The sequence below is a fragment of the Riemerella anatipestifer ATCC 11845 = DSM 15868 genome, from assembly GCF_000252855.1.
GTDB lineage: Bacteria > Bacteroidota > Bacteroidia > Flavobacteriales > Weeksellaceae > Riemerella > Riemerella anatipestifera.
Map to the genome: position 1 here is coordinate 701,284 of NC_017045.1, position 24,073 is coordinate 725,356.

At 35.6% G+C, this 24,073-nt stretch carries 22 protein-coding genes and 1 pseudogene; 8 read left to right on the forward strand and 15 right to left on the reverse strand.

The genetic code is table 11. The features are described 5' to 3' along the window. Positions 1-28 precede the first annotated feature (28 nt). Complete coding sequence (locus RA0C_RS03455) at positions 29-910, reverse strand: hypothetical protein (RefSeq protein WP_004920193.1); 882 nt, start codon at positions 908-910, stop codon at positions 29-31. A 48-nt stretch (positions 911-958) separates the two neighbouring features. Between RA0C_RS03455 and RA0C_RS03460 the strand changes: the two genes are divergently transcribed. The 3 genes from RA0C_RS03460 to RA0C_RS03470 all read left to right on the forward strand — a co-directional run bounded on the left by RA0C_RS03460 (position 959) and on the right by RA0C_RS03470 (position 4,110). Then, positions 959-1,372, forward strand: a complete 414-nt coding sequence (locus tag RA0C_RS03460) for an NUDIX hydrolase (protein ID WP_004920196.1) — start codon at positions 959-961, stop codon at positions 1,370-1,372. 73 nt (positions 1,373-1,445) lie between these two features. Beyond that, positions 1,446-1,826, forward strand: a complete 381-nt coding sequence (locus RA0C_RS03465) for a BlaI/MecI/CopY family transcriptional regulator (protein WP_004920200.1) — start codon at positions 1,446-1,448, stop codon at positions 1,824-1,826. Positions 1,827-1,848: 22 nt separating this feature from the next. Next, a complete protein-coding gene (locus RA0C_RS03470; RefSeq protein WP_013446820.1) occupies positions 1,849-4,110 on the forward strand; it encodes an FUSC family protein in 2,262 nt (753 codons plus the stop codon). Here the strand turns inward: RA0C_RS03470 and RA0C_RS03475 are convergent. From RA0C_RS03475 to RA0C_RS03485, 3 genes are read right to left on the reverse strand one after another with little or no spacing between them, the layout of a single operon-like run. Then, positions 4,083-4,694 carry a 4'-phosphopantetheinyl transferase family protein gene (locus tag RA0C_RS03475; protein ID WP_004920205.1) on the reverse strand — a complete coding sequence of 204 codons (612 nt, stop codon included), beginning with the start codon at positions 4,692-4,694 and terminating at the stop codon, positions 4,083-4,085. The genes RA0C_RS03470 and RA0C_RS03475 overlap by 28 nt on opposite strands. 16 nt (positions 4,695-4,710) lie before the next feature. Continuing rightward, on the reverse strand, positions 4,711-5,853 hold the full coding sequence (locus tag RA0C_RS03480) for an inorganic phosphate transporter (RefSeq protein WP_004920207.1): 1,143 nt from the start codon (positions 5,851-5,853) through the stop codon (positions 4,711-4,713). 32 nt (positions 5,854-5,885) lie between these two features. Continuing rightward, positions 5,886-6,524, reverse strand: coding sequence for a DUF47 domain-containing protein (locus RA0C_RS03485; RefSeq protein ID WP_013446821.1), 639 nt, complete (start codon positions 6,522-6,524; stop codon positions 5,886-5,888). Positions 6,525-6,805: 281 nt separating this feature from the next. Between RA0C_RS03485 and RA0C_RS03490 the strand changes: the two genes are divergently transcribed. Further along, positions 6,806-7,339 (forward strand): hypothetical protein, encoded by a 534-nt coding sequence (locus RA0C_RS03490; protein WP_004920214.1) that lies wholly within the window; start codon positions 6,806-6,808, stop codon positions 7,337-7,339. A gap of 101 nt (positions 7,340-7,440) precedes the next feature. On the opposite strand, the gene metE is transcribed toward RA0C_RS03490, so the two are convergent. From metE to RA0C_RS03505, 3 genes and pseudogenes are all read right to left on the reverse strand, one after another. Further along, positions 7,441-9,753, reverse strand: a complete 2,313-nt coding sequence (metE, locus tag RA0C_RS03495) for a 5-methyltetrahydropteroyltriglutamate--homocysteine S-methyltransferase (RefSeq protein WP_004920216.1) — start codon at positions 9,751-9,753, stop codon at positions 7,441-7,443. Between the two features lie 317 nt (positions 9,754-10,070). Beyond that, positions 10,071-10,451, reverse strand: a pseudogene (locus RA0C_RS03500) (DUF4469 domain-containing protein); the annotation flags it as partial. A gap of 89 nt (positions 10,452-10,540) precedes the next feature. Then, positions 10,541-11,269, reverse strand: coding sequence for an RNA methyltransferase (locus tag RA0C_RS03505; protein WP_004920222.1), 729 nt, complete (start codon positions 11,267-11,269; stop codon positions 10,541-10,543). Between RA0C_RS03505 and tamL the strand changes: the two genes are divergently transcribed. Continuing rightward, complete coding sequence (gene tamL, locus RA0C_RS03510; protein WP_013446822.1) at positions 11,255-13,834, forward strand: translocation and assembly module lipoprotein TamL; 2,580 nt, start codon at positions 11,255-11,257, stop codon at positions 13,832-13,834. The genes RA0C_RS03505 and tamL overlap by 15 nt on opposite strands. A gap of 60 nt (positions 13,835-13,894) precedes the next feature. On the opposite strand, the gene RA0C_RS03515 is transcribed toward tamL, so the two are convergent. From RA0C_RS03515 to RA0C_RS03550, 8 genes are all read right to left on the reverse strand, one after another. Then, positions 13,895-14,977 (reverse strand): chorismate mutase, encoded by a 1,083-nt coding sequence (locus RA0C_RS03515; RefSeq protein ID WP_013446823.1) that lies wholly within the window; start codon positions 14,975-14,977, stop codon positions 13,895-13,897. An 11-nt stretch (positions 14,978-14,988) separates the two neighbouring features. Further along, the gene (dnaX, locus tag RA0C_RS03520) at positions 14,989-16,668 is read right to left on the reverse strand and encodes a DNA polymerase III subunit gamma/tau (RefSeq protein WP_013446824.1); all 1,680 of its coding nucleotides are present in this window, start codon (positions 16,666-16,668) and stop codon (positions 14,989-14,991) included. A gap of 135 nt (positions 16,669-16,803) precedes the next feature. Then, complete coding sequence (locus RA0C_RS03525) at positions 16,804-17,415, reverse strand: inorganic pyrophosphatase (RefSeq protein ID WP_013446825.1); 612 nt, start codon at positions 17,413-17,415, stop codon at positions 16,804-16,806. 16 nt (positions 17,416-17,431) lie between these two features. Then, positions 17,432-17,938: a DUF7935 family protein gene (locus RA0C_RS03530; protein WP_013446826.1), complete on the reverse strand. Its 507-nt coding sequence runs from the start codon at positions 17,936-17,938 to the stop codon at positions 17,432-17,434. Positions 17,939-17,996: 58 nt separating this feature from the next. Beyond that, complete coding sequence (locus RA0C_RS03535; RefSeq protein ID WP_013446827.1) at positions 17,997-18,899, reverse strand: hypothetical protein; 903 nt, start codon at positions 18,897-18,899, stop codon at positions 17,997-17,999. Further along, complete coding sequence (gene radC / locus RA0C_RS03540) at positions 18,883-19,560, reverse strand: RadC family protein (protein WP_004920243.1); 678 nt, start codon at positions 19,558-19,560, stop codon at positions 18,883-18,885. The genes RA0C_RS03535 and radC overlap by 17 nt, the downstream gene beginning before the upstream one ends. 24 nt (positions 19,561-19,584) lie before the next feature. Next, positions 19,585-20,250: an ABC transporter ATP-binding protein gene (locus RA0C_RS03545; protein WP_004920247.1), complete on the reverse strand. Its 666-nt coding sequence runs from the start codon at positions 20,248-20,250 to the stop codon at positions 19,585-19,587. 101 nt (positions 20,251-20,351) lie between these two features. Next, positions 20,352-22,067 (reverse strand): hypothetical protein, encoded by a 1,716-nt coding sequence (locus tag RA0C_RS03550; RefSeq protein ID WP_004920248.1) that lies wholly within the window; start codon positions 22,065-22,067, stop codon positions 20,352-20,354. Between the two features lie 105 nt (positions 22,068-22,172). Between RA0C_RS03550 and RA0C_RS03555 the strand changes: the two genes are divergently transcribed. The 3 genes from RA0C_RS03555 to folP are packed head-to-tail and all read left to right on the forward strand — an operon-like array spanning position 22,173 to position 24,055. Next, positions 22,173-22,520 (forward strand): CidA/LrgA family protein, encoded by a 348-nt coding sequence (locus tag RA0C_RS03555; RefSeq protein WP_004920251.1) that lies wholly within the window; start codon positions 22,173-22,175, stop codon positions 22,518-22,520. A 2-nt stretch (positions 22,521-22,522) separates the two neighbouring features. Then, on the forward strand, positions 22,523-23,215 hold the full coding sequence (locus tag RA0C_RS03560; protein ID WP_013446829.1) for an LrgB family protein: 693 nt from the start codon (positions 22,523-22,525) through the stop codon (positions 23,213-23,215). Positions 23,216-23,230: 15 nt separating this feature from the next. Beyond that, entirely contained in the window at positions 23,231-24,055 is an 825-nt protein-coding gene (gene folP, locus RA0C_RS03565; RefSeq protein ID WP_013446830.1) for a dihydropteroate synthase, read from the forward strand. The last annotated feature ends 18 nt before the right edge of the window (positions 24,056-24,073 follow it).

Below are 24,073 nucleotides of genomic sequence, written 5' to 3' on the forward strand. Positions count from 1 at the left end.
TATTATTAAATTATGCTACAAATATAAGCTATTTCAGTTTATTATAAGGCACAAAATACAGCGGTTGTTTTACATCTTTTATTTTGGTTTTGAAACGCTCTCCAGAAATGTAAAGACCTTTTTCTGTAGCGGTAATCCCTTCTATTTGACCCAATTTGAAACTCATACCTAAATAATATTTCTGTGGTTTAGCTTCAAAAAATCTGTTTGGAGCTGTTTCTTGAAATACCGTAAGATAAACTTCCGCCTTTTTGGTATAACCTATAATGTAAAGTTTACCATCTTTGTAGGTAGCATCAGTAGCCAAATAGCCCAGCGGATACTCCTCCAGAAGAACCGCAGGTTGTCTTTCTTCCGTATCGGTTTTTATTTCGTAATGTCTTGTATTATAGCTAGCCCACTCTTTAGAAAAGATTTGGATATTGCCTTGATGGTAAATCATAGATTCAGCATCAAAGTTATTTTTCCTATTAAGTGGAACAAATTCTTCTTGGTTAGGATAATAGAACCTCAACATTTTCTCGTACTTAAGAGATGGCTCTCCATCGTGAAACGGAATTTTGTACACCATTAGATTACTTCTAGTCCCCATATTGTTCCCAAAATCGCCAATGTAAAGGTTTTTACCATCGGTGCTAATGGCTTCCCAATCAAAATTGGTAGCATTAGTGGATATTTTTTTAACATCGCCATTCTCTCTATCAATTTCGTAAATATCTGCCGAGTTCCCACTATCATTAAAGGATAGTAATTTCCCTTCTATTTCTGTAAGCCCCGAAGTTTCATTAAGTTGTTTGTCTAGAGTAGCTACTTTGTATTTTTTAAGTTTTAGAAATTTAAGGTCTTGTGCATTGGCATTGTAAAAACCTAAAAATACTAGAATGATAAGAATGATTTGTTTTCTGAACATCTATGAAATAATTTAACTTTGTGGTACAAAATTAAGAAAAAAGAACCTATGAAAATAGATAAGATTAACATTCGTGTTTACGGCATCTGCCTGAATAGTGAATCCGAAATTTTAGCTTTGGAAGAAAAATATGTTGGCGAAGACCTCACTAAACTCCCTGGTGGTGGACTAGAATACGGAGAAGGACTGCTAGATTGCCTCCGAAGAGAATTTTGGGAAGAATTAAATTTAACAGTAGAATCAGCCCAACATTTCTACACACAGGAAGATTTTCTAGTTTCTAAGTTCAGAGATAACGAACAATTACTTACAGTCTATTATTTGGTAGAAATAGAAGATTTAACATCGCTAAAAATAAAAGAGCCTAGTATAGAAAACATCAAATGGGTAGCTCTAAAAGACCAATGCCCTTTTAAGCTCCCCATTGATAAAAGAGTTTTTGAAAAACTAAAACATTATTAACTTATAATTAAAACTACTTTCTGCTATGGCATTTTAATATCATTTCGTTACTTTTGTAGCAAACTATTTATCAATGATAACACCACTCACTACCGCTGAGGAGCAACTAATGCAAGTTGTATGGGAATTACAAGGAGCTTTCCTTAAAGACATTGTGGAAGCCTATCCAGAACCCAAACCTCACCAAAACACCATTTCTACCTTCCTTAAAATATTAGTAGAAAAGAGATTCATAAGCACAGAGAAAGAAGGTCGGATTTTTTTCTACAAAATAGAAATTTCTAAACAGGAATATGAGCTTTTCTTACTCAAAAATTTTGTAGAAACTTATTATATCAATAACAAAAAACTCCTTATAGAAAGGCTTTTAAACGAAGAACTCATCACTACCAAAGACCTTTCTAAATTCTGTAAAAAAGAAAAAAAGAAGAAGAAAAAAAAGAAAGAAAAATAAAACCTACCTCGATGTTAGCCGTATGAGATATACCACAGAACTCAAAAACTTCTTTTCTAGTCAATATTTATATGCTGGGGTAAGAATTTCTTTGGCTATTGTTATACCGTCTATTATTTTTAGCTATTTAGGAGTTTTCAAAGATTTCTTCCTATTTCCTTTAGGTACGAGTTTTATTGCCTTGGTAGATTTACCTGGCTCATTCGTGAGAAGACGAAACACTTTAATTGCTGCCATCATTGCTTTTTTAGTGGTATCTACTACCGCTAGCTTGCTCAAAGATTATAGTCTGCTGGTGTTTTTAGAAATTATCATTTTTGGAATGTTTTTCAATATGATAGGAGTCTATGGTGCTAGACTGGCTTCCGTTGGTGGACTTTCTTTGGTGGTATTAGCTATTTTTATTGACGGACATCTTACTGGCAATCATATAGTTAAAAGCCTGTTTATCTTCACACTAGGAACGCTTTGGTACTTACTTTTATTACTATTACTATCTAGACTACAACCTTATAAACTCGCCAAACAACTCGTAGGCGAAAATTACTTAGAACTCGCTAAGTTCTTAGAACAGAAGTCTAAATTCTATTCCAAAGATTCAGATTTAGACCAACTGGTGACACAACTTACCACGCAACAAATTTTCATTAAAAATATTCAGGAAGAAACAAGGGAGCTCCTTTTCAAAACTAGAAAGTTTGTTAATGAATCTACCACTGCTAGCCGACTTTTAATGATGAATTTCATTAGTAGTATTGATTTGTACGAAAAACTCCTCACTTCCGATAATGATTATTCTAAAATAAGACAATTTTTTGGCAACGAAGAAGTATTTAACAAGATACAAAGAATGCTGTTTATACTTTCCATTGAGCTTAAAAATATTGGTATAAGCATACAAACAAGCAGCACTCCAAAACCAAAACACGCTCTTACACTAGAGTTAGAAGATTGCTTTAACATCTACTTTGATTTAAGAAACCAGAAGCTATCGGCAGAAACTTTAGACTATTTCTTACTCCTGCGACAAAGTATGATGAGACTAGCGGAACTTACTGAAAGTATCAATCAGATTTACAAAGTTTCATCACAAGATACCAAACTCGCTAAGAGTTTATCTTCTGGATTGGATTTATCAAAATTTCTACCAAATGAAAATCCTATCAATTTTAAGGTGTTTAAAAACAATCTTTCCTTAGATTCTGCACAATTTAGATACTCTATTAGAGTAACTATAGCTATGCTGATAGGCTACGCAGTTTCTAAAATAGAAGCTCTCAGCATAGGACACTCTTACTGGATTCTCATTACTATTGTCGCCATTATGCGTCCTGCATACAGCATTACTAAAAGCAGAAATCTTCTTAGACTTTATGGCACTTTAGTAGGTGCTTTTTTAGGAACAGCGGCTATCTATTGGGTTACCCACCCCGTTGCACAAGTTTCCGTATTATTTGTTTCTATGGTATTCTGCTTTGCAACTTTCAGAACACGCTATTTTTGGGCAGTTCTTTTCATGACGGTTTATATCTTTTTGGCATTCAACTTTTTAAATCCAGGCAACTTTGAAACTATCTTAAAGGATAGAATTATAGATACTATCATCGCTGGGATTATCGCTCTTTTCACTTCGTACTTTATCTTTCCTGTTTGGGAACACACCCAGAACCAAACCCTTATGCTCAATGCCATCAACCATAACAAAGCCTATTTTGAAGAAATTATAAAAACGCTACAGCACAAAAATATTACCGATGAAAAATACCGTTTGCTGAGAAAAAATGCGACCATTGCTTTGGCCAATTTATCCGACAATTTCCAAAGAATGTTATCTGACCCCAAAAACCAGCGAAAAAAGCTAGAACATATCCATCAATTCGTTAATACCTCACATCTATTAACGGCTTATATTGCTTCTTTATCACAATACGCTAAAACCAAGAAGGATTATCCTGAAATAGATTTTGAAGCGTGGAACACCAAAATAAATGCTGAACTAAGCAAAATAGAAATCGCTCTAAATAATGAATTCTACGATGAAACATTAGATGAGCAAAGCCAACTGACACCTGAAGATTATGTACACCAACTTCTAAACAAAAGGAAAACAGAAATATCCGAAAACGAGTTTTATAATATACGAGATTCTAAAAAGGTAACTTACCTCACCGAACTTAAAAGCATACAAGAACTCCTAGAACTGATTTTCAGTACCGCCAAAAAACAAAGAAAAGTAAGTTTAGAACTAAGAAAGTATTACACTTCTTCTACTACGGCTAAGTAATAATCTTCATCTATAACTTCCAACTTTGCTCTGTATATATCTGCACTATCGGTTGGGCTATTAAGCACTTTACACTCCACTGAAGATAGGTTATCCAAAGAAAAAGGCAGCACTTCGTAATGTTCTCTAAAAGACCAATATTTAGCCGAATGAATTTTATATAAACTCTCCTTAATCGTCCATAGTGCCGTCAGATAAGATTCTTCATCTTCGGAAGAAACCCAAAGTTTTTCGGAAGGATAGAGTATTTTCTCCTTTAAACGAACTAATTTATCAGATTTCTTTTCTATATCCACACCTATTTTTCTAGGAGCGATTGCCAAAACTGCATAAGGATATGAATGACTGATTGAAATAAATGCAGACGAAGGCTCTAAATAAGGCGTTCCGTCCTCCAAATAAAGCAACTGATGGCAAGGCAATGCCGAATTGAGCATTCTCCTTACCATCAGTCGTTCGTATTGTTTTTTTAGTGATATTTTAGATTGAGTATCTATTTCCTCACTCCATACCTCTTTTTGTTCATCGTGTTTCCAAACTAAAACGGCTGTTTCTTTCGTAGAAAACTCTTTATAAAGAGGCATGTATCAATTTTATATTTTAAAACATTATCACAATAAGATAAGTAATCCCCGCTACTATCGCACTAATTGGGATTGTAAGTATCCATGCCCAAAGCAAACTCACTGTAACACCCCAACGCACGGCAGAAACTCTCTTTGTAAGACCAACCCCGATAATAGACCCAGTAATCGTGTGGGTAGTAGATACAGGAATACCAAAATGGTCAGTCAAAAATAAAGTAACCGCACCTGCTGTTTCTGCACTTACTCCTTCTAAAGGCGTTACCTTCGTGATACGAGTTCCCATTGTTTTTACAATTTTCCAACCACCACTCATAGTTCCTAACGCAATAGCCACAAACGATGCTAGCGGAACCCACACATAGTCTTTTGCAAAATAGTTAAATCTATCACTAGGAAGCATTTGTGTGTATATATCCGTACCGCCTACCATATCTACATGGTAGAAAATCACCGCTGCTCCGATAATCCCCATTACCTTTTGAGCATCATTAAGACCATGCCCTAAGCTAAACAAAGCTGAAGAAACTAACTGAAGTTGTTTAAACGCTTTTTCTGCTTTATGAGGATTAGATTTTTTACAAATATTGATGATGATAAGTGTAATAATAATAGATACTACCATACCAATAAACGGTGCCATAAAAATAAATAAGAATATTGGTATTACCTTACTGTATTTTACTACATCTTGAGAAAACAACTGTTTAAAAGCCAGTTTCATTGTTTCGAAAGTAGACAATTCTGGTTGTGCTGATACAATCTCATGATAATCCAAAACCAAAGCGTGCATAAGAGCGGCTCCTAAAAACCCACCTATAAGCGTATGTGAAGAAGATGATGGTATCCCAAACCACCAAGTTAGAAGATTCCAAGCGATGGCTGCTATCAATCCTGAAAAAATCACTTCCAGATTGATGAAGTCTTCGTTCACCGTCTTGGCAATAGTGTTACCTATCTTAAACTCTCCTACAATGTAGAAGGCGATAAAGAAAGCGGCAAAATTCCACACAGCAGCCCAAAGCACTGCTTGAAAAGGAGTTAAAACTTTAGTAGAAACAATAGTTGCTATAGAGTTAGCGGCATCGTGAAAGCCATTGATATAGTCAAAAATAAGTGCTAACGCAATAATGACAATCAACAGTATAGGAAAATCCATACTTTTTTTGTTTTAAGTTAATTAAAAAACCTCTAAGCGTATTTAATAATAATGTTATCCAAGATATTAGCTACATCTTCAGCCTTATCTGTTACCTCCTCTAGGTAGTTAAGCACTTGGCTTACCTTAATAACATTGATAGGATCTCCAGACTCAAACAGCTTTATCATCGCTTGGCTATGTACATCATCAGCAATGTTCTCAATGCTATTTATTTTGATAGTAGCCTCTTTAACCGCTGCTGGATTTTTAAACTCTTTAAGGTTTTCTATTGCTACTTTTATTTGTAAGCAAGATTTATGAATGAGCAATGAAAGTTCTTGGAATGCATTAGTTTCAGGGCTTTTGTATAAGAATATATACTTTGCAGAAGCATAGATATAGTCTGCAATATCATCTAAACCACTTGCTAAATAACGGATATCTTCTCTATCAAAAGGCGTAATAAAGTTTTTACCTAGTTCTACATAAATTTCGTGAGTAATATTATCATTTTGATGTTCAAAATCACTCATTTTCTTTAATAAAGAATCATCATTGATATCAAAATCTTTAATACCTTCATGGAATAATCTAGACATTTCCACTAAGTTATCAGCTACTTTATCAAACAGCACAAAAAACACTTTATCTTTCGGCTGAAAAGCTTTGAATATATTACCTATTCCCATTTTATTTTTATTTTACAGGTGGCAAATATCTGCATAAACTCGGAACTAGAGAAATTCTAATGTTAATTTTTCTTAACATTTGATAAAAATCATCACATAATCATTTTAAGGTACGTCTTATTTTTCCAATTTCTAAGGACATCCGTCACATAACTTTCTAACTAACAAGTATCTTCTGAATTAATAAATGGGAAAACTATCACAAATGCTTAATAAAAATTTAATCTACTTATAAACATATAATGCTAACTTTGGCAATAAACATTAAATACTAACAGATTATGAAAAAAATTCTTTTAGCCGTATTTCTAATGGCAACGGTAACAGTGAGTAAAGCCCAGTCAATTTTAGGAAAATATGAACAATCTGCATTAGATGCTCCTGATGAATATAAGCACAGTGAAGATGATGTAGTAATTACTAGAGATGCCAAAGCATCAAAGAAAATATGGATAGCCAACCTCATTCCCAATAGTAGATTTTATGCCATACTAGATACAAAAGGTGAGAGAGGTTCGAGCTACTCTGTACCAAAACAAACTGCAGGTTCGTATAGAATAAACTTAGGGTGCATCGTTTTTAATAATGATGACGAAGATGGTGGAAGATTAACCATATCTCTAAACAATAAAGCGGATTGTTTAGATAATTATGGACCTGTAAGTGTAGGAAAAGATGGTGTGAGTGTAGGCGGAATAAAAATTGGAAGTAATGGAACCGTACGTGCCAAAGGTGTGGATATAGGAAGAAATCGCATAAAGGTAGATGCCAAAGAGGTAATAGTAGGAATCCAGTACATAGGACATAAAAAATAGAATATAAAACAAAATATTGCCACCTAATAGGGAATTATTATTTATTATCCCTAGAAAGGTGGCAATATCTTTTTTAGACGGATATACTTCTGTCTGTACTATTAGTTAGAATACTTCGCTCTTAATTCTTTCGCTGTTTCTACCATCGCTACAAGAGCGGCTTTGGTTTCTTCCCAATGGCGTGTCTTAAGCCCACAGTCTGGGTTTACCCAAAGTTGTTCTTTAGGGACTACCGCTACTGCTTTATCCATCAGTCCAGACATCTCCTCAACCGAGGGTACACGAGGCGAATGGATATCGTACACACCAGGACCTATCTCGTTAGGATACTTAAAATCTGCAAATACATCTAAAAGCTCCATTTGCGAACGAGAACACTCTATCGTAATCACATCGGCGTCCATATCAGCGATATTAGAAATAATATCGTTGAACTCCGAGTAGCACATATGGGTATGTATCTGGGTAGCATCTTGCACTCCCGAAGCAGAAATACGAAAAGCTCTAATTGCCCACTGCAGATAATCTTGCCAATCTTTTTTTCTTAACGGCAAACCTTCTCTAATTGCAGGTTCATCTATCTGAATCACTTTAATACCCGCCTTTTCTAAATCTACCACTTCGTCTCTAATTGCTAAAGCAATTTGGGTACAAGTAGCAGAACGAGGCTGGTCGTCCCTTACAAAAGACCATTGCAAAATAGTAACAGGACCCGTAAGCATACCCTTTACAGGAACTTCCGTTAAAGACTGGGCAAACTTAGACCAACGCACCGTCATTGGTACTGGGCGAGATACATCTCCAAAGATAATAGGTGGCTTTACACAACGAGAGCCATAACTCTGCACCCAACCAAACTTAGTAAATACAAAACCTTCTAGCTGCTCTCCAAAGTATTCCACCATATCATTACGCTCAAACTCCCCGTGAACTAGCACATCTATACCTGCGTCCTCTTGAAAACGGATAGACTCTTCTATCTCCTTCTCCAAAAGCCCATCATACTCTGCTTGGGTTAGCTGTCCTTTTTTAAACTGTGCTCTCCAGCTACGAACTTCTGGAGTCTGCGGGAACGAGCCTATAGTAGTTGTAGGGAACAATGGTAAATTTAACGACTGATGTTGTAGCTCTCTACGATGAGCAAAAGTACTATTACGCTGCGCCTCTTTATCTGTAATCTTAGAAAGACGCTCCTTAACCCCTTTGTTATGAATAAGCTCTGATACCTTTCTACTTTCTGCGGCTTTTTTATTTTCTGCTATAAGTTTTTGTGCCGATTCTGAAACTACCCCATTAACGATAGAAGTAAGTGTAGCCACCTCGGTAACTTTTTGTTTAGCAAACGCCAACCACTGTTTAATTTCTGGGGTCAAGACAGCTTCGTTATCCTCCAGCTCCAAATTACAAGGCGAATGTAATAATGACGACGAACTTGCGACAAATACACGCTCTGCTCCTAACTTTTCTTTAGCTTTATTGATAAGCGTAAGCGAATCTTCAAAATCATTTTTCCATACATTTCGTCCGTTTACCACCCCTACCGATAAAATCTTATCCTCTGGGAACTTGTCTAAAACAAGCTCTAATTGCTGCGGTGCTCTCACCAAGTCGATATGGAGTGCCTTTGTAGGAAGAGAAAGTGCTAACTCTAAATTATCTCCCAAGGCTTCAAAATAAGTAGTTAAAATAATCTTGAGCTTAGGAAACTCTTCTTGAAACTTCTGATAAACCTCTCTATAGGCTTTCTGTGCCTTCTCATCTAAATCTAATACCAATAGAGGCTCATCTATCTGCACCCACTCTACCCCTGCCTCTTGCAGCTCGGCTAAAATCTTACGATAAACCTCCAGTAGAGAAGGTAACAACTCTAGACGGTGGAAACCTTCCTCCTTCTCTTTACCTAATAAAAGATAAGTTACAGCCCCTATCAAAACTGGTTTAGTTTCAATCCCTAAATCTTTTGCCTCTTTGTAATACTCTAGAGCAAAGTTCTTACGCAACGAGAACGATTGGTCTTTAGTAAATTCAGGAACGATATAGTGATAATTAGTATCAAACCACTTGGTCATTTCCATTGCAGTAATATCTATCCCCTCCTTCTGATACCCCCTAGCCAAAGCAAAATACAGTTCTAAATCTGTTTTTTTAGCTTTTTCTAACTCCAAATAACGCGTAGGGATAGCATTAAAGCTAAAAGTAGCATCTAATACTTGGTCGTACAACGAAAAATCGTTAGACGGAACCAAATCTACTCCTGCCTCTTGTTGCAGTTTCCAGTTGTGAGTACGAATTTCTTTCGCTACCTTCTGTAGCTCGTCTTCGGTTATCTTACCTGCCCAAAATTGCTCATTAGCCTTTTTGAGTTCTCTTTTCTCCCCAATACGAGGATACCCTAAAATGTTTGATTTTACCATGTTTATTAGTATTTCATTTATTACACGCAAACAAAGTTCTGTAAAAAAATAGAATAAAAAAAATTTTTTTACTGTAAAATTTTAAAATCACACTATTTTAACACAACATTTACTATAATATACAGATAAAAATACACACATACACCCAAAATAATAGTAAAATATCTAACCTTATTTATTTAGTAAATCTGAAGGTAGTTCACTCGTACGAGTGAAGAGGCTTCGCCTTAGGCAGTGAAGTGCCTTCCCCTTATAAGAGGAATGCCCTTCCTTAGTGATAAGGAAGGGCATTCGTTATTAGAAGTACCAAAAATACACTACACAATAGTAATAGGCGTGTTTAGAGTTTCGGTTCTTGGCTCTTTTAATAAAACAGAACCTTTACTACTTTGTGTGGTGATGCTTAGCTCGTAATTACCTGCCCCCAAATCCGAAGACACAAGGATAAGTAGCCTTGATGGCTCGTTGATTACGATACTATCTTTAGCCAACTTGACCTCGTTTTGAGTGTCTAAGTTTTTAAAGATGATGCCGTTCTTAGGGTTGTCCCCGTCTATTTTAATGAATATGCCTTTGATTTCCGCATTCTTACCTTTGATGAGTGTACCATCTGCTTTGCCAGTGGCTTTGTAGGTAATGCTAAACACACTCATTGGGCTGGATTGCTCGCCTAAGATCTCTACTTTGGTATCGTTGGCATAACGATTTTTGTTTTAATGATAAAAGCCTAAAAATTTTCTAAATAATCTAACACATACCTCCCTCTCAAAGTCTTTATAACACTAATTTATTTATCAGAAAATATTTGTCCTAAAATAATCCCCGCCGCCATAGATACATTAAGACTTTCTGTAGCTCTGTGATTGCCAAAACGAGGAATAGTGATATTCCGTTTCATCAATCGTTCTACGCTAGGTCGCATTCCGTTGCCTTCGTTTCCTAACACTAGATTGAACTTTTTGGGAAAATTAGTTTTGTATAGATTTTCGCCCTCCATATCTGTACCGATATTTTCTGCAGGAGAATTCAATAAAAATTGTTCTATATCACTATACACCACATTCACTCTAGTAAAAGAGCCCATGGTAGCTTGTATTACTTTGGGGTTGTAAACATCTACGGTATCTGTACTACAGACTATCTGCTCTATGCCAAACCAATCCGCCAAACGGATAATAGTCCCTAAATTACCTGGGTCTTGAAGCCCATCTAAAACTAAATTAATATTGTTATCTTCTGTGATTTTTGGAGTAGGCAAATAACAAACCGCTAAACTATCTTTAGGAGTTTTAAGAAAACTCACCTTTTTTAGTTCCTTTTCCGTAATGGGAACTAAAACATCAGCTAAAAATTCTATTCCATCACTATTTACAGAGTAAACAGACTCTATTTCTATATTGGTGTTTTTTAATTCTTTGATGATTTTGTTACCTTCAACCAAAAACAAATTGTATTTTTGTCTGAATTTTTTCTTATCCAAAGATTGTAAAATTTTAACTTTATGACTCGTAAGCATATCAGAAAATATTTTCAAAAGTATTATTTATTTTCCGCACTTGCAATTCTACTTGCTTTTTTGTACGCTTGTAGTAGCACCAAAAAAGTACCTCACGGTGAAGCCTTACTTACGAAAAACACTATAATTTACGAAGATAAAAAGCTATTTGCCAGCGAAATATCTAATTACATACAACAGAAACCTAATAAGAAAGTTCTTTTTGTGGTTCCGTTTGGATTATGGCTTTATAATGCTGCTAATCCTAAATATGATACTATTCTCACAGAATATATGACCTACCCTAACCAAATGAGAAATCAGAGTTTGAGGGACTCTCTATTTGTTAAATACGGTCACCCTGAATATGTAGGAAAATCTTTAACCGTAGACCGTTTTCTACACACCGTAGGCGAAGCTCCTAAAATTTTGGAGCAAGGAAAAACCATTGCTAGTGCAAAAAATATGAGGCAATTTATGCGTTATAGAGGTTATTGGGACGCCAAGGTGGATTACAAACAAGATATTGATACTGCAAAACAAAAAGCCCAAGTAACTTATAAGCTCACCTTTAACGAGCCGACAAAAATAAAAAACTATTATTACTCTATCCCAGATAGCAATATTAGGGGGATTTATGAAGGGGAATTTCATAAAAGTAAAATAAAAACAGGAGATATTCTTGATCAAAAAAAATTGGAAGAGGAAGTCAAAAGAATTACCGAGCGTATGAGAGAGATGGGCTACTATAGTTTCAATAGAACTAATGAGGAAATTTACTTTACCGCAGATACACTAGAAAGCAACAAAAGTGTACCTCTCACAATGGATATACATAAAGGTAATAAGAATAGTCCTTATAAAAAAACAACTATAGGAAAGGTAGACGTATTCGTTGTAAACCACATTAGTGACACCCTAAATACTCAACCGTACCGTTTTGATAAACTCTCTGAAGACGACAGTGTAAGAATACACAAACTTGACCAACAATATACAACCCGCTCTCTATGGCTCCCCACCATTCTTAAAAGTGGAGAAGTTTACAAGCAAAAATGGCTAGACCTTACTAAAAGGAACATCAATGCGATGAATAATTTCAGTATTATAGATTACAAAGAAAGTTTAAGAAAAAATAACGACAGTATTTTAGATGTAAGGTATATCTTAAAACCACTTTCTAAATACGAGTTTAAAGCCGCCTTTGATGCTCATTATTCTCAAATATTAAACTTTGGTTTCTCTCCTTCTATAGAGCTTATTACAAGAAATGTATTTGGTGGTGCAGAAAATCTATCTACAAGTTTTTCAGGTATTATTGGTACTACCAAAAACGGCAAAGACCCTGGTAAAATATTCAACGCTTACGAACTTTCTGCACAGATGGCTCTTAATATCCCAAGGCTTTTACTCCCTTTTAAACACCACAAATTAATTCCTAAACGCTATTCTCCCACAACTTCTATTGTTTTAGGAACTTCTGTACAGAATAACATTGGTATGGATAGAATTAACTTTAATGGAAGTCTCAACTATACTGCTAATGTAAATGATGTGGTTTCTCACAGACTTTCTCTATTCAACACACAGCTAAGTTTAACTAGAAATAAAGACAGCTATTATGACCTATTCCGTGGAGATAATGAGGCAAGACAAAATATCTTTAATCTGTATCAGGCTTTTAACCCCTCCTATGATACAAATGCCTATCCCTACGATGAAGTTTCTAAAACTATAATTTCCGATGGAACCTTTTTAAGCTCTTTAAATACAGAGAATAGAAATATGTATAATACATTCTTACAGTCGCTACTTAATAGAGATAGACAGACGCAAAATATACTTATTTCTTCTCTAAACTATCAGTTTTTATACAACGAAATTGGTAAAGAATACTACAAACATCCATTCTATTTTAATGGAAAAATGGAATTTGCAGGAAACCTCATTAGTTTACTCGGAAAAACCAAAGATTCCAAAAGTATTTTAACCAACAACGAAAAAACAATATTCGATATTCCTTATTCACAGTTTGCAAAGTTTGATGCCGATGTGAGAAAATACCTTAACATCAATTCAAAATCTACACTTGTTTTTAGGCAGTTTATTGGAGTAGGTATTCCTTATGGAAACTCAACCAATATGCCATTTGTGAGATCTTATTTTAATGGAGGCTCTAATGATATTCGTGCGTGGATTGCCTTTGGGGGGCTTGGTCCTGCCGATTCTCAAATAAATGAAAAAGTAAGGTCTTTTATTATGGGAAATGTAAAACTAACTTCTAATATAGAATACAGATTCCCTATAAATAATATGTTTGAAGGGGCTTTGTTTACAGATGCAGGAAACATTTGGTCGCTTAAAGATACAGGATTAGGAGATGCCTTTAAGTTCAATAAATTTTATAAACAGCTAGGCGTTGGTAGTGGCTTTGGGGTAAGAATAAATGTTGCCTATGTTACCCTCAGAGTAGATTTTGCCTACAAAATGTACGACCCTAACCAACCAGAAGGAGAACGCTGGAGAATCAATAAGATACAACCACTTAAACCTACACTCAACTTTGCCTTTGGTTATCCGTTCTAAAGACGATAATAATATTTAATAAAAAAATCGGTTGTCAATTATTACACAACCGATTTTTATTTATTTTGAACCTATCATCACTTTATTTTGTACTTCGATAGACTCTTCGTGAATAGCTTTAAATATTTTTTCTATAAAATCCTGACTCATACCCGTTTCATCAGCTTTTTTCCTAGCATACTCCGTAATTTCTTTCCATCTTTCGGGTTGGAAAATAGCAATATTATTTTCTTTCTTTAAAGTCCCTATTTTCTCCGATATTCGCATTCGGTTAGAAAGAAGTTCCATCAACTGAAAGTCTATATCAGAAATTAAAGCCCTATGTTTCCCCATATCATCTTCGTAGCCAGAAATATCCGAAGTCCTTACCTTTAAACGACTTATCATTTCATCTAAAACCGATGGCGTAATCTGTTGTGAAGCATCGCTCCACGCCTTATCTGGTGTACAATGAGTTTCTATCATCGCTCCTTCGTAGCCTACATTAAGTGCTTCTTGAGTAATATCAAACAAACCTTCTCTATTCCCACAAATGTGTGAAGGGTCCACAAACATTGGTATATTAGGAAACTGATTTTTAAAATCTAATGCGATATGCCAGTTAGGTATGTTACGATATTGCGTTTTCTGATAAGTAGAAAACCCTCTATGGATTGCTCCTAAATTTTTAACATCTTGTGCCAAAAGCCTCTCTAAAGCACCCACCCACAAAGCTAAATCTGGATTAACAGGGTTCTTAACCAACACAGGTTTATCTGTCCCCTTTAGAGCCACCGCAATTTCTTGTACCGTAAAAGGATTTACCGTAGAACGAGCTCCTACCCAAAGAATATCTACATCTGCCTCCAAAGCCGCATATACATGGTGAGCATTAGCCACTTCGGTAGCGGTTTTAAAGCCAAATTCTTCTTTAACTTTTTTAAGCCAGCTAAGCCCTATTACCCCTACTCCTTCAAATGAGCCTGGTTTAGTTCTTGGCTTCCAAATACCTGCACGGAAAACATCTATCTTTGTATTAGCTTCTTTAATTCCTCTTGCTGTTTCTAGCATCTGCTCCTCACTTTCTGCACTGCAAGGTCCTGCTATCACCATTGGCTGCGGATAGTTTTGCAACCAATCGTTTTTTAAATCTCTTAAATTCATTGTATTTACACTTAATTAAAATCAAACTGCATCAGTTCCTGCAAGTCTTTCAATAATGGATTTACCTCCACCATTTTATTAAATAAATCTCGTTTCGTTTCTTTTTTAATGATTACTCGCTCCGCTTTTTCAAAATCAAACTTCACACGATAATTATTAAACTTATGCTTAAAATCATTAAAAAACTGAGGACTAACCTTCTCAAACTCTACCCTAGCCGATTCAGATGTATATCTGATACAAATCTTATTTTCTTCTGCTTTTTCTATGGTAAAATTTTGTACGGCATTAAAGGTTACCATATCCTCACGAGCTAATTTTTTCAAAAAATGTTTCCATTCTTTTTGTAAATCGGTTTCACTAAAATGTCCATCTGGTAGCTCCTCTTCTTTTATTTCCTCTTCTACCTGTAGCTCTTCTGTTTTGTTTATAGCCTCTTTAATGCTAAATGAAGACTTTACAGATTCTTTCAAAATAGGCTCTTTAGCCTTTTTGATTTCTATCTCTGGTACTTCGGAAATGTTTTTGGAATTTTCTTTATGAACTGTGGAAGCCTTTTCACTAGCTTTCTGAACTGCTCCTTCTTTAACGAGAGGTGCTAAAATCAGAAACTTTTTTTTTTTAGCTCCTTCTATCTCTTGAGTAAGACTAGCCAGTTGCATCAGGGCTATTTCTACCGTAAGACGAGGATTTTTGGAACTCTTGTAATTGATGTCTGCATAGTTGCAAATTTCTATTGCATCTACCAACTGCTGAGCTGTCCATTTTTGGCTTTGTTCTGCATATTTGGCTTTCGTTTTCTCGCCTACCTCTATCAAGTTTAAAGTAGATGAATTTTGAGCCATCATTAAATCTCGGTAGTGATTCCCCAACCCTGCAATGAAAATATGAGGGTCAAAACCCTTTTTCACAATTTCGTTAAACGCTACCAAAACATTAGGAATATCATTAGTGTGGATTAAACCTACTATTTTAATGTATTGGTCATAGTCCAAAATGTTAAGTACCTCCGCTGCTTTTGCAAGGGTAATATTCTTTTGGGTAAATGTTACCAATCTATCAAAAATAGACAAAGCATCTCTAAGAGCTCCATCTGCCTTTTGAGCGATAAGGAAAAGTGCGTCATCTTCGTAGCTAATACCTTCTTTATCTGCTATTTTCCTAAGATGTCCTTGTATGTCCTCTATGGTAATTCTCTTGAAATCATAAATTTGACATCTAGACAAAATGGTAGGGATAATCTTATGTTTCTCCGTAGTTGCTAAAATAAAAATAGCGTGTGCAGGTGGCTCTTCTAAAGTTTTAAGAAATGCATTAAAAGCCTGTGAAGACAACATATGCACCTCATCTATAATATATACCTTATATTTACCTACTTGCGGTGCATAACGCACTTGGTCGGTAAGCTCTCGTATATCATCTACAGAGTTGTTAGACGCGGCATCTAGTTCAAAGATATTATAAGAAAAACCATCTTCGCTCGTAGCGCCATCTTTTTCGTTAATCTTTCTTGCTAAAATCCTTGCACAAGTTGTTTTACCTACGCCACGAGGTCCACAGAATAATAATGCCTGAGCCAACTGATTTTCGGCAATGGCGTGCTCCAAAGTATCTGTAATATGCGACTGCCCCACAACAGTGTCAAACTCTTGTGGACGATATTTTCTCGCAGATACTATGAAATTTTCCATTGGTCAAAAATAAGTAAAAATGAATTTATAAAACAAATATTTACTCGTTTATTTAAAAATAGAAAAAGAACCTCCACCGAATATTATTCAGTTTTTAGGTTCTTCTTCCTTAGTTTTCACTATAAGTCTTAAAAATTATTCTCCGTAGTTTGTTTGATAATCTTTAAGAGATGCCTCTACTACCTTTTTAGCGTATTCTGCTCCGTAAGTTTCATCTATTCTGCATGATGCTTCTTCGTAAGGTAGATTTTTATAAGTCAAAAAGTAGTGTTTTAGCCTTTTAATCTCCGCCTCTGGAAGTTCAGAAATATCTCTAATGTGCCCATAAGACTGGTCGCCCACCATTACTGCTATAATTTTATCATCAGCTTCACCTTTGTCTATCATCTTAAACCCACCGATTGGAATAGCGTCCATCAATAAGTTTCCTGACTGAATATGATGCGAACTCAATACACAAATGTCAAGCGGGTCGTGGTCTCCCATAGTAACATCTTTAGCACCGCTTTCTACTGCCAATTTCTTTACTTCCTCATCACAATAAGTTCTTGGGATAAAACCATACAAAGCTGGAATAATGTTAGAAAACTTCTGTGGTCTATCTACTTTTAAGTAGCCACTTTCTTTATCCACTTCGTATTTAATGGTATCCGAAGGTACAATCTCTACATATACCGTTACCACTTCTGGTGCTTTTTCTCCCGCAGAAATACCGTGCCACGGGTGTGCTTTAAAACTTGGAATCATTTGATTATATTTAATTTTATTTTACTTTTAATATTTCTTTTCTCAACTCGTCTAGGCAAAGACCGATGTAGTCTTCACCATTGATATAGCTCATCAGAAAAACGGTTTTAAACTCTTCTAAACTAGCCTCATTAAGCCCTTGATAAGTATCTTTGAGTAACTTAATTATACTATTTTTAGCATCGGTTATATTTTCCCAAATCACTTTATCTATATAGATTTGTTGAGAGATATTGTATTCAAACTCTTGATTGATGTTTTTCTCCGTTAAATACAAAAACTCGTGGGTAGCTAAGTTTTTATCAAAATTTTGGATAAGATAAGCAGGTTTTATACGCTCCAAAAAAATCGCCATTCTCTCGTGAGCCTGTGTATTTATTTCTTTTCCTTTTTTTAGAGTTAAAAGTTCCAATTCCTTTGCTTTCGCTTTCATATAGTAATGGAGACCCTGTCTAATAAAAACTAAAAAGGGAAACACCAAAACCAAAGCAAATGCATACGGTAAAAATTCCTTATAACTCATTTTTCAGAAAAAATAAGGACAAAGTTAGTGATTTAAACTGATTTTAAAAACAGTCTTTCTAACGCAACCCTATAAATTGTAAAAGAAGTTGTTTTTTGGATTGATGATAGACTGGGTATTTCTCTAAAACCGCTCCAAACCGCTGATTAAACTGCTCCACAGAAGGAATATTACTCCCAAAGAAATTAAACTGATGAGTTTCAATAGACTGTTTTATGATTTCATCTAAAACTACCGAAGGCGCATTGGTCTTTTGATTTTTATCATTTGTGAAACAAAGCAAAGCCTTCTCACCACTCAAATTAGAAATTACCGCTACGGAAAGCAAAGCCCCTTGCAAATCTCTAGCTGCATAAATTTCTAGCAGGTTCTTTTGGTCTAGATATTCTAAGTGTTTGAAATACTTTTCTTTCAGTCTATCCGATGATAACCATTCTACGAACTGAAAAAAGAAAGGTTTTATTTCAGATAAATTTTCTGGTGAGGAAATTTTAATTTCATTGTTTTTGGGGGATTTAAGATTTCTCTTTCGGCTGGTGGAATAGTTACTAAACACTTCTACATAAGAGGATTGATGAAGTTTATAGTTCTTTCTCCATAACTTTGAATTCAATTTATTTTTAGCATTAAATGCATAATAAATTACTCTATAATTATTTTTCAAAAAGCTAAAAAACAACTCGTTAATCTCCAAATTATCCTTTTTTGAAAAAACGCCCAACTGCTGTAAAAACGGAGGAAATAACACCCATTTAACTCCAAACTTTTTGATAATTGGTACAGGCATTACCGCTTCATAATCCCCTAGTACTATAACTTCCCAATTCCCACCATTTAAGGTATTAAGGTAAACCGCTTCGGCTTGAAAATGATACTGCTCAGAAGCTCTTAAACATTGAGTATATCTCTCAATATCAATCTGATAATTTTTCAGCAATCTCATCTTATAACACGCCTTCATCTGCGAAACTGAAATATTTATTTTTAGCAATAATGATATGGTCTAACAATCTAATATCCAACAAGACTCCCGCTTCTTTTATTTTCTTGGTAATTTCCAAATCTTGTTCACTAGGCGAAGCATTCCCCGATGGATGATTATGCACTACTATAATAGCTGTAGCGTAATGCTCTAACGCCATTTTGAACATCAATCTTACATCTACCACCGTACCTGATATTCCACCTTTGGATAAAGGTTTCTTCTGTAAAACTTTATTGCTTTGATTAAGAAATATCACCCAAAATTCCTCATTGTGTAAATCGCTTAAAAGCGGCGCCATCATTTCAAATATATCCGAACTTTGCGTAATCTGTAACCTTTTAGGTTGTTCCTGTACCGCTCGCCGTCTGCCTATTTCGAGAGCCGTTGCAATACTAATGGCTTTGGCTTCTCCTACCCCTCTAAACTTCATTAAAGCTGCAACGCTTACCTCGCTCAACGCATTCCAATTATGCCCATAAGTTTGCAAAATTCTTCTCGCTAAATCTACCGCCGACTCTTCCCTATTACCACTTCCCATAATAATCGCTAATAGTTCTGCATCAGATAAAGCATCTCTGCCTTTGGTTAAGAATTTCTCTCTGGGGCGGTCGTCTTCTGATAGATTTTTTATGGACATCTAAGTCTAGGTTTAAATAATTTTTTATAGTATCAACCCATCTTTCATAACGAGTTTTCTGTCTGTGCTATCTGCAAGTGTGTTATTATGCGTTACAATGATGAATGTCTGCTGATATTTGTCTCTAAGGTCAAAAAATAATTGATGTAACGCATCGGCGTTTTTAGAGTCTAAATTCCCCGTAGGTTCATCAGCAAAAATAACTTTAGGACTGCCTATTAACGCCCTAATTACCGCTACTCTTTGTGCTTCTCCTCCAGAAAGTTGTTTAGGTTTATGGTTAATTCTCTCTGCTATTTTGAGTTCTTCAAATAATGTGTGTGCCTTCTCTATATAATCTTTTTCAGACTTCCCTGCTATTTTAATAGGTAATAGAACATTTTCCAAAGCGGTAAATTCTGGCAACAACTGGTGGCTTTGGAACACAAAACCTATATTTTCGTTTCTAAATTTAGACAAATCTTTGTCGCTCATCGTGAGAAAAGATTGCCCAGCAATGCTTATTTCTGTACCATATATCCCCACATCAGATGGCATATCCAGCGTTCCCAAAATATGCAATAGTGTAGATTTCCCTGCACCAGACTCTCCCACTATAGAGACCACCTCTGCAGATTTTATCTCAATATCTACTCCTTTTAGCACTTCTAAATCACCGTAGTATTTATGTATCTTTTTTGCCTTTATCATAGCCCCAAATTTACATAATATTTTAAAATTCACACATTACAAAAAAGAAAAAGCTACCCAAAGTCTGGATAGCCTTTTCTAATAAAATTTTGTATGCGTTTCTAATTTGAAAGCATCTTAGCACAAAAAGTATATACTTTATTCCCACCTGCATTAAGAGTTAATACTCTGTATTCAAATGCTTGTCCTGTAACCTCCACAATAAACTGCCCTGTACCTGAGTAACTAGTTTGAAAAGCAACAGACATAACATTAGTCCAGTTTTGAGTAACATCAAAGTTTCCAGCATCATATAAAGTAGTTCCTCCAATTTTCTCATTTTTTGCCCAACGACTAGGTAATGTAGTTTTTCTAACCTCTATATTTCCCGTACCCCAACCAACATCTCTATATCTAAACTCATAATCATAAAATGTTATAATTTGTGAAGCATTATTAACCCCATCCCCTATAGGCCCTTTAGTACACTTCTCATAAGATCTATTAACCAAAGTATTAGAGGAGTCTTCAACCGTAGGTAATCCACTTACTGTTCCCAAAACCCCATTTGCATCCACTACTACAGTTTTAACCGCCGTAAAAGTTTGGTCTTTAGCTGTAGAAACTGTACCATCTGTTTTGGTATTTATAGCAGAAGTAGCTCCATTTAAAGGTAAGTCAGTTATTCGAGCAGTACCATTAACATGAAATGTTTCTGTAGCTGGTGTTTCTTTACTAGTAGCAATACCTACCTTTTTCTCTGTCTGTGCTACACCAGAACCAGCCCCTGCACCAAAAATAACATTACCTATATTTATCTGCCCATCCTTAGCATCTAAAAGACTAGAAGCTGTGCCTATAGCTATATTGCTATTACCTGTTAGAGTACCAAAGCCTGAGTCTTTACCTATAAAAATATTATTACTACCGCTTTTAAAATTATCCCCTTGATTATTAATAGCAGTAAAATTTTTCAAAAAAACATTATCTCTACCTCCTGTCATATTTTCTGCAACCCTATACCCCAAAGCTATATTCCCCCAGTTATCCGCAGCACTTAAACTATGAAGAGCATTAACCCCTATTGCTATATTAGAGTTACCTACAGTAGCATTTTGCATTGCTTTATTCCCTATTGCAATATTTGTTCCTCCTTGTTGTAAAGATCTTAAAGTTCTATCTCCAACCGCTATATTTTGGATTAGCGGTCCAGTAACTGTAGTTGTACCTAAAGCTTGCCAACCTAGTGCCACATTCTGACGAATAGCTCCTGTAGCTGGCGAAGTGGCTGGCACAGTAGGAACCAATGGTAAAGATTCGTATCCTAATGAAACATTCGCACCTGACGGAGTAGTTGTATTATCTTTAAACTGAGAAATAAAGCCAGAATTTACCATATTCACCTTAAACATCAAAGCAACATCATCCCTTGTTCCAACAAAATTTTTCCCAGCTACAGTACCGTTATTCCCATCAACATGCCAATCTACAGGACTACTACCTGGATTAACCACCCTCACCCATTTATTAACAGAAGCAGCACCATCAAAATAGTAATAACCACTAGCTGTCACATCAATAGTCTGCCCTGCAGGATTGGGGTCTGCAAGTGTTACGTAAACCAAAGCTCCTGTCTGATTGCTTGTATAAGTTTTAGCTCTCAGTTGCTCTCCTGTAAGTCTTGGAGCAATAATACCATCCAAACTCTGTGCATTAGTAGGAGCTCCCACTACATCCAAAGTGGCATTAGGGTTTTCCGTATTTATCCCTACATTCCCCGTCTGAGATAAAGCCATCCCCATAGAAAGAGAAGCCACCAATAAATAAACTTTTTTCATCTTTTATAAGATGTTTTATACATGCAAATATACATTTTTTTAATTATAAATCTGTAATTTATTTACAACTAATAAATATTATATTTGCCAAAAAACAAAATCAACATGATTTTAGCCAGATATTGTGCCATTATTTTAGGATTTTTAGCATTGGGAGAGTTGGTGGTTTTCCTTACCGGAACTAAATTCCCCTCTAGCCTTATCGGTATGTTTCTACTCACTTTTGCGCTCCACAAAAAATGGATAAAATTAGAATGGGTCAAAGGTATTTCGGACTTTCTTTTAGGTAATCTAGGATTATTCTTCATCCCTGTATGTGTCGCAATAATGCTCTATTTTGATTTGTTATGGGAAAACCTTATTCCTATTATGGTATCTATTATCATCAGTAGTGCTTTGGTAATTTTAGTAACGGGCAAGGTTTACCAGTTCATTCGTAAAAAATCAAAGTAGTGATGATTAGTTTTTTAGAAAATCCACTCTGGCTATTAGGACTTACTTTTGTGATATACTACGGCACCATTATGCTCAACCGAAGAATACAATCGCCTTTTCTTAATCCCGTGCTTGTAGCGTCAGCTATCATCATAGGTTATCTGATGGTATTCAACATCCCCTATGATAAGTATGCCGTAGCAGGTAACTATATAGATTTTTGGCTTAAACCTTCTGTAGTAGCCCTTGCAGTACCACTTTATTTACAACTGGAAAGAATTAAGAAACAACTCATTCCTATTCTTATCTCACATTTGTTTGGAAGTATCGTGGGCATCCTAAGCGTTTGTTCCATAGCTAAACTTTTGGGTGCTAAAAGAGAGGTAATAATTTCGTTAGCCCCAAAATCCATCACTACACCGCTTGCCATAGAGGTTTCTAACACCGTGGGAGGCATTGTTCCGCTTACGGTAGCTTCCGTTATCATTACAGGATTGGTAGGTGGCATTATAGGATTGCATGTTCTGAAATACACCAAAATCAACAGTCCTATGGGGCAAAGTATCTCTCTAGGAGCTTCTTCGCACGGCTTAGGCGTAATGATGGCGATAGAAATGAGCGAAAAACATGCAGGATTTGCAAGTTTAGGACTGATACTTAATGGGATTTTCACGGCATTATTAGCTCCTATTATCGTAAATTGGTTGTTCTAAAATAAATTATTATTGATGAAAACTCATTCTATCAACTGCAGGGGAAGACTTGTAGATTTTTCTACTCCAAAAATTATGGGAATCCTTAACCTTACCCCAGATTCTTTTTCTGATGGCGGAAAATTTAATACAGAAACTTCCGCTTTAATTCAAACTGAAAAAATGCTTAAAGAAGGGGCTTCGTTTATTGATTTAGGGGCTCAATCTACACGCCCTAATGCCCAATTAGTTTCAGCACAAGAAGAAATTAAACGTATAGGAAACCTCATCAGTCTTATAAAAAAAGAATTCCCTGAGGCACTCATTTCTTTAGATACCTTTTATAGTGAGGTAATGCGTTTTGGTTACGAGGCAGGTATAGACCTCATCAATGATATTTCTGGTGGACAGTTTGATCCCAAAGTATGGGAGACCGTAGCCCAGCTAAAACTCCCTTATGTACTGATGCACATTAACCCAGAATATCAAGCTATGCACGAGAAAATAGCCTACGATGATATTACTAAAAGTATCAATTTCTATTTTTCCGAAAAAATAAATCAGTTGAAAGCACTAGGCATTCACGATGTGATATTAGACCCTGGATTTGGGTTCGGTAAAACCATAGAAGACCAAATGACAATGATAGACGAGGTAGAACACATCGGATTTGGAAAATATCCCCTACTGATTGGCATTTCTAGAAAATCATTTATCTATAAACCTTTGGGCAAATCGCCCTTGGAAATAGACGAAGAAACGCAACAACTACATTTAAAAGTGCTCCAACAAGGTGCTAGTATTCTGCGAGTACACGATGTTGCTTCGGCTAAAAGAACGCTAGACCAATACTTATCATAAACACAAAAGAGAGGAAAA